Source organism: Azoarcus taiwanensis (assembly GCF_012910885.1).
In the GTDB taxonomy this organism is placed as follows: Bacteria; Pseudomonadota; Gammaproteobacteria; order Burkholderiales; family Rhodocyclaceae; genus Azoarcus_F; species Azoarcus_F taiwanensis.
Window position 1 is genome coordinate 24,405 of the sequence record NZ_WTVM01000041.1, and the last position, 7,255, is coordinate 31,659.

The 7,255-nt window shown below is 63.0% G+C and carries 7 protein-coding genes; all 7 read left to right on the plus strand.

Features of this window, described 5'->3' with window-relative positions; genetic code table 11:
* Nucleotides 1-117 precede the first annotated feature (117 nt).
* The 7 genes from GPA21_RS08775 (at nucleotide 118) to GPA21_RS08805 (ending at nucleotide 7,051) form a co-directional block, all read left to right on the plus strand.
* Complete coding sequence (locus GPA21_RS08775; protein WP_339379868.1) at nucleotides 118-1,428, plus strand: TolC family protein; 1,311 nt, start codon at nucleotides 118-120, stop codon at nucleotides 1,426-1,428.
* A 2-nt stretch (nucleotides 1,429-1,430) separates the two neighbouring features.
* On the plus strand, nucleotides 1,431-2,837 hold the full coding sequence (locus GPA21_RS08780; protein ID WP_168987824.1) for a multicopper oxidase family protein: 1,407 nt from the start codon (nucleotides 1,431-1,433) through the stop codon (nucleotides 2,835-2,837).
* Nucleotides 2,838-2,924: 87 nt separating this feature from the next.
* A complete protein-coding gene (locus tag GPA21_RS08785; protein ID WP_168987825.1) occupies nucleotides 2,925-3,464 on the plus strand; it encodes a cupredoxin domain-containing protein in 540 nt (179 codons plus the stop codon).
* A 25-nt stretch (nucleotides 3,465-3,489) separates the two neighbouring features.
* Nucleotides 3,490-3,789, plus strand: a complete 300-nt coding sequence (locus GPA21_RS08790) for a copper-binding protein (RefSeq protein WP_211163504.1) — start codon at nucleotides 3,490-3,492, stop codon at nucleotides 3,787-3,789.
* Nucleotides 3,790-3,854: 65 nt separating this feature from the next.
* Nucleotides 3,855-4,295, plus strand: coding sequence for a YqaA family protein (locus tag GPA21_RS08795; RefSeq protein ID WP_246261842.1), 441 nt, complete (start codon nucleotides 3,855-3,857; stop codon nucleotides 4,293-4,295).
* Between the two features lie 853 nt (nucleotides 4,296-5,148).
* On the plus strand, nucleotides 5,149-5,778 hold the full coding sequence (locus GPA21_RS08800; protein ID WP_168987827.1) for a DUF6498-containing protein: 630 nt from the start codon (nucleotides 5,149-5,151) through the stop codon (nucleotides 5,776-5,778).
* Nucleotides 5,779-5,950: 172 nt separating this feature from the next.
* Complete coding sequence (locus GPA21_RS08805; RefSeq protein WP_168987828.1) at nucleotides 5,951-7,051, plus strand: methyl-accepting chemotaxis protein; 1,101 nt, start codon at nucleotides 5,951-5,953, stop codon at nucleotides 7,049-7,051.
* Nucleotides 7,052-7,255: the final 204 nt, after the last annotated feature.

The following is a 7,255-nucleotide window of genomic DNA, read 5'->3' on the forward strand; positions in this document are numbered from 1 at the left end:
GTAAGGAACCAGGCCGCATGATCCGTTTCCAAGGCCCGGAAGCGCATGCGCGACGTGCCCAACCTACCACGCACACACAAGCGTGGAGGCATCCAACGAGAGACAAGGAGTCAGAACGTGATCCGCACACGCCACCTGGCGGGCTTGCTGGCGGCCGGCCTGCTGCCAATCGCCGCGCAGTCCGCCCCGCCTTATGATCCGGCCGCGCCGGTCCCCGCCCCCCAATACGCCCCGCTTCCATTGCTCGGCACGTTGCCGCAAATGGGCGAGCTCAATTGGCGTGAAGCCAATGAAACGGTTGGGCAGTTCACCCGCGGGCATATCGACGTTCTGCGCTGGGAGAGCGAGAACCCGGTCACCGGACAGTTGGAATCCGTGCCGGAAGGCGCGCTGATGAGTGCCGCTCAAGCCCTGCGCCTGGCGCTGTCCACGCGCCCAGACCTGTTGGCGACCTCGGCGATGAGCCGCGCCGAGCGTGCCCAGGCGGACATTGCGGCTGCCACCTTCTCCCGTGACGTGCTGCGCGCGTGGGTGAGCGCGGTGGCCGCCGAAGCCGCGTTGGAGAACGCTGGCAAAGCCTATGGCGCCGCCGAAACCGGTGCGGAACTCGCGGCGCGGATGACCCGTGTCGGCAACTGGGGCCAGGACCGGCTGCTGGGTGAGCAACTCTCCCTCAAGGATGCAGGCGTCGGCCTGATCGCCGCACGGCAGGAGGCGACCCGTGCACGCGAAGCGCTGGCACGGACGACTGGCTTGTGGGGAGAGGCGGTGCAGTTCACGCTGCCCACGAGTCTGCCGGCCTTGCCAGCCGCCGCAATAGACGCGACCGGGCTGGAAGCGGCTGCCCTTTCGCGTCATCCCATGCTGCCGCTTGCCACGCAGGAGGCCGAGCGTGCCCGACGCGCCCAGGGAACGAATGCGCAGGCGCGCTGGCAGGCCCTCGGTGCCGAGGCGGTGGAACAGATGCTGGGCGAGCTTGCCAGCGACGAAAGCGTGCTCAGCCAGCCGCCGGCTGCGGCCGCGCTCATCGACCTGCGACGCGCGGCCGTGGGTCACGATGCGCCCCATGCCTTTCGCACGATCGCCGATGCCGAAAGTCTCGCCGTGAGCGTGCGCTCGCAGGTGCGGGAAGCCTACGTCAACTACCGCATCGCTCATGATCTCGCCGTCCAGGCAGCCAGCCGCAAGGACATGCAGACCGCGAAACAGGAAGAAGTGCTGCTGCGCTACAACGGGATGCTGAAGAGCACATGGGATCTGCTCGATGCCGCCCGCGAGCGGCTCGCCGCGGACACCTCGGCGGCGCAGGCTTTGCGTGACTTCTGGCTGGCGCATGCGAATCTTCAGGCGGTACTCGCCGGCGCGGACTATCCGGGTGCCGACGCGGTCTCGCAAGCAGCAGGCAAAAAAGCAGCGGGAGGGCATTGAGCATGGACAGAAGACAATTCATCGCCGGTGCCGCCGTCGGGGCGGTGGCCGCCGCCAGCGTGAGCAAGGCCGCCCTGGCTACCTTGCCCGAGCCGGTCATCCAGACTTCGGCCGATACCGCGCCGCCGCTGATGCCGTCGACCGGCCGGCCTTACAACCCGGTGGTCACCCTCAACGGCTGGACCGCGCCGTGGCGCATGAACAATGGGGTCAAGGAGTTTCACCTGGTTGCCGAACCGGTCGAGCGCGAGATCGCCCCTGGCATGGTCGCGCGACTGTGGGGCTACAACGGGCAGAGTCCCGGCCCGACCATCGAGGTGGTCGAGGGTGACCGGGTGCGCTTGTTCGTGACCAACCGGCTGCCGGAATCGACCTCGATCCACTGGCACGGCCAGCGCCTGCCCAACGGCATGGACGGCGTGGTCGGGCTCAACCAGCGGGCGATCCCGGTTGGCAAGACCTATGTGTACGAGTTCATCGCCCGGCGGCCCGGCACCTTTATGTATCACCCCCATGCCGACGAGATGGTGCAGATGGCGATGGGCATGATGGGCTTCTGGGTCACCCATCCCCGTACCCGCCACCCCTTGATCAACGAGGTCCAACGCGACTTCTGTTTTCTGCTCAACGCGTACGACATCGACCCGGGCAGCCTGGTGCCGAAGATCAACACCATGCTGGATTTCAACCTGTGGACCTTCAACAGCCGCGCGTTTCCAGGCATCGACTCGATGAACGTACGCCTGGGTGACCGGGTGCGCATCCGGGTCGGCAACCTGACCATGACCAACCACCCGATCCACCTCCATGGCCACGAGTTCGAGGTCACCGGCACCGACGGCGGCCCGACGCCGCCGGGCTCACGCTGGCCGGAGGTCACGACCGACATCGCGGTCGGCCAGATGAGGCAGGTCGAGTTCATCGCCGATGAAGAGGGGGACTGGGCTTTCCATTGCCACAAGAGCCATCACACCATGAACCCGATGGGTCACGACGTGCCGACCATGATCGGCATCGACCACCGCGGGCTGGTCGGGCGCATCCAGCAACTCGAGCCCGAGTACATGATGATGGGCGAGCGCGGCATGGCCGACATGAAGGACATGCCGATGATGCTGCCCGAACAGACCCTGGCGATGATGGCCGGCTTCGGCCCCCATGGCCCGATCGGCATGGGCGGCATGTTCACCACCTTCAAGGTGCGCCGCGACCAGAAACCAGGCGATTACTCCGACCCCGGCTGGTACACCCAACCGCCTGGCACCCAGGCTTTCGAATGGCAGGGAGAATTGCCGGAACCGGCGCGTTTCAGCGCCGAGCGCCTGAATACCGGCGAGGTCCCGGGGTTGCGGCGCTCCGCCCTCGAGATGCAGGTGCGCAAGCCGGGTAGCGGTTCACACTCGCACTGATCAAACGCTTTACCAGAGCACGCCCTGGCCGCCATCGAGCGGTCAGGTCGAGTAGTGTTTCAACCCCCATGGAGTCTCACCAAGAAAATGAAGAATCGAATCCTCGCCCCGACGCTTGCCATCCTGATACTGGGCACGACCAGCCTGGGCCTCCATGCCCATGGCACCAAGGAGCACACGCCACGCCAGCATGTGGTGAAGGAACAGACCGGCTGGGGGATCGCCGGCGAGCCCGAGCAGGCGAATCGCACGCTGGAGGTCGTGATGACCGACGACATGCGCTTCACCCCGTCCGCGGTGCAGGTCAGCGAGGGCGAGACCGTGCGTATCGTGGTCCGCAATGCCGGTCAGATCATGCACGAGTTGGTCATCGGCGACCGTGAGGCACTGCAAGAGCACGCCGAACTGATGCTGCGCTTTCCCGACATGGAGCATGACGAACCCTACATGGCCCATGTGCCGCCGGGCGAGACGGCCGAGATCGTCTGGACCTTCAATCGTGCCGGGGAATTCGAGTTCGCCTGTCTGTTGCCGGGTCATTATCAGGCGGGCATGCTCGCGAGTGTCAGGGTTGAATCGCAGCAAGTGGCGGGCACCGCGCCGAACGCACCACGCTCGATGCAATGACCGGAGGACGAGAAAGATGTGGAAGATGACAGGTAAAACATTGGCCGCCATGCTCGCGACCACCCTTATCAGTGTCGCTGCGCACGCCGACGGGCATTTGCCCGAGGTCGAAGCCGAGGTCCGTCGTATCGATCAGAACGCCGGCAAGATCACGCTTCGGCACGGCAACATTCCGAACCTCGACATGCCGCCGATGACCATGGTGTTCCAGGTCGAGGAGAAGGCGCTGCTGGACGGTATCGCAGTCGGTGATCAGGTCGTGGTGACGATCGAACAGGTCGAGGGCGCCTATACCTTGAAGTCGATCAGGACGCATGCTCCGTAATCAGTGGGCGTGGAATTGAATGAAGCGGGACCGCAAATCCTGACCCGGCCAATCGGAATCGGGGGTTGATACTGTCCGCAACCTACCTCGCTCTTTTTCTGAGCGCCTTCGGCGCGGCGACCCTGCTGCCACTGCAGTCCGAAGCAGTTTTGGTCGGGATGCTTTTCAGTGGCATGCATCCGGTCTGGACGCTGCTTACGGTCGCCACCGTGGGCAACGTCCTGGGTTCGGTAGTGAACTGGGTGCTCGGTCGCTATGTGGAACGCTGGCGCGATCGGCGCTGGTTCCCGGTACGACCCGAGCGACTTGCCAAAGCGCAAGCGGACTACCACCGTTATGGTCGCTGGTCGCTACTGTTGAGTTGGATGCCAATCATCGGGGATCCACTCACGGTGGTAGCCGGTGTCATGCGCGAACCACTGTGGAGTTTTGTCCTCATCTGCACCATCGCCAAGGCCGGTCGCTATGTCGCGCTTGCCACCGTCAGCCTTCAGGTGCTCAGCTAGCCATTCCGCTTCGTGACCTTTCTGAGGTGGCATAGAAACTGACGACTTGCCGGTGAGCAGTCGCCATAATTGGCCGGTCTTCTCGGTCAGCAGCCTTAGATGCCGCGTAGGACCGTCGAGGGTCGACACCGGCGGCAGCCTGAACTGACAAGCGGTCATTGCTCCCCATTGACTGGGAAACGACAGGTAACCGTCGTATTGCCGCCCGAGTAGGGCCAGTGGCCCAATGGCAGCACTGGCCGACCAGCCGAAGTAGATCGGTGGACAGGTTTCGGAGTGAACCTGGCGCTCCAATGACCATGGTTTCGACAGGCTGACAGCCGGGGACACCTGGCCGTACGCGGTCGGCCAAGGCTTGTCGGCTGATCGTCGGTACGGACCGACAACGGTTCTAGGTGGCGCAGTCAGCACCGAATGTGTCACTCGTACACTAACCGGCACAGGGGCAACTAAAGTAGTGCCGCGGGAGTGTAGACCGTACCGGACTGTGTCGCGAGGGGATGAACGATCATGATTCCCACGTTGGCGTAAATTTGGCGTAAAGTGGCCCCAGCGCTACAGGTAGAACAGGGTTTTCAGAGGCTCTCAGGGGCTGCTACAGGTTCGCTAACTATTTGAAAGATAAATATTCACGTTGTTTTGAGTGAATATTCAGTCGGGTACACATCCCCCTCCGAAGGCAGGGGTCGTGCGTTCGAATCGCGCCGGGCGCGCCAAACATGTGAATGGGTCAGGTCTTTTTGGGCCTGGCCCATTTTCTTTTCGTTGGCAGCCACATGATCGAGACGGATACCGAATTCGACCGGTCGGCCATCACCTGCGCCCGCCTGGAATCGCATGGAGAACAGCTGAGATGAAACCCTCGCCCCAGGCCAACCAGTTCTCGAGCTTCGATTCCGCTCGCAACCTCGTGCTAGCCAATGCGGCGACCTTGGCTGTGGCCCTGGCGCTGGACTGGGACCTCCGTTGGCTGATGTGGCCCTACTGGGTGCAGAGTGTGATCATTGGCTGGTACGCGCGCCAGCGTATGCTCGCGCTGCGAGCCTTCTCCACTACGGGTTTCACATCCAATGGCAGGTCAGTGCCTGAGACCGAACAGGGGAAGCGTTCCACCGCCAACTTCTTCGTACTGCACTTCGGCGCGTTTCATCTGGCCTATCTGGCCGTCCTCGCCGAACGCTACCCTGTGCATGCGCCGCTAGAAATACTGACGCTTGTCGCATGCGGGTTGAGTTTCGCCTTCTCGCAACGGAGAACCTTCGAGGCGCAGCATGCGGCGGACGTTCGCGGCAGACCCAACATCGGGATACTGATGTTCCTGCCTTACCTGCGCATCTTTCCAATGCCGCTCGGGCTCGTCTTTGCCGACAAGCTCGCCTGGGGTGCGTCGAGCCTGGTCGTATTCGTCATGATCAAGACGGCTGCGGATCTCGCCCTGGATCATGCCGACCGCCGTATGGCGCAGAAAGTCGTCGTTGCATAGCGTTGCTGCAGCTCGCGCCGGCAAGCGCCGTCGCGCGAGTTGCACCGGTCGCGTCTGTAAAGCGGATCTGGTGTCGCAGCAACAGAGGGCGCTTGCCCGTTTGCGATCAGGTATCCCGGTTTTAAAAAGAGGTATAGGATATGACTCTTTAAGAAACCGACAAGAGCTCACGATGTTCTTCTCCCGACACAAAGAGCGGCTACACACCGTTGAAGCCGAGAATCTGCAGCTTGTGCAGGCCAACGCAACACTCCATGAACGCGTCCGGGCGCTTGAGGCGGAACAGCTTGACCTTCGCACGCAGGCCGACGCTTTGCGTCGTGAGCATGCTGTCCTCGGCGGCGTATTTGCCAGTCTGGGGAGTTTCAGTGACTCGCTCGGCGGCGTTCGCGAATCATTCTTTGGCCTCGCGACCACGCTCAACGCGGAGAAGGCATCCGCACTTGAGGCGGCAGCGCAGTCCGACAGCAGCCGCAGCGCATTCGAGCGCATTGCGGACAACCTGCACAGCATGTTCGAACGCATGGAAGAGGCGTCAAGAAATGTTGGAACCCTCAGCCGGCGCGCCGAGGAGATCGGCGGTATCGTGCGCTTGATCAAAGAGATCGCCGACCAGACCAACCTCCTTGCCCTCAATGCGGCAATCGAGGCGGCGCGTGCAGGCGAAGCAGGGCGAGGATTCGCGGTTGTCGCCGATGAGGTGCGCAAGCTGGCGGAACGTACTGCCGGCGCCACCAAGGAGATTGGCGGCTTGGTAGAGCGTATCCAGGAGGAGACGGGTGCGGCGCGTGAGGTCATGGAGCTCGGCGCCGCCGACGCCGGCCGATACTCCAGCGAAAGCAAAGAGGCCGTGCAGAGCATGAAGCACCTTCTCAGCCTGTCGCATCGCATGGAGCAGGCGGTGACGTCTTCCGCGCTGCTGTCCAACGTCGAGCTGGCAAACATCGATGAGCTAACCATCAAGCTCGAGGTGTATAAGGTGTTCCTCGGGGTGTCCGAGCTGGGGCCGGAGGACTTGCCCGACGAACAGCACTGCCGGCTTGGCAAGTGGTACTACGACGGCGAGGGGCGGGAGCATTTTGCCGATCTGGCCGGATACGCTGAACTGGAAGCGCCGCATCGTGCGGTCCATGCCCATGCGAGGCGGGCAGTGGAGCTGCATGGGCAGGGCAAGCTTGAAGCTGCGCTGGCCGAGCTTCAGGCGATGGAAAAAGCCAATATCGCCGTGATGCACGGCCTCAAGAGAATGCTGGACAAGAGCGTGGGACGGTAGCGGCCCGTGCCGCTGCGGGCTTCGCGGCGGCACCCGTAGCCGTGGCGGTGTGAGAAAGGCGGGCTGGTGTCCGCATCTGTCAGCGGTAATCCAATAATCCCCACCTGTGGTAATCGAATTTTCCCCACCCATCGACTTGAAGGAGTCAGAGATGGAAAGGGAATCAGTGGTGTTCGATGTGGAAGCTGTCCTGGACCCGAGGGT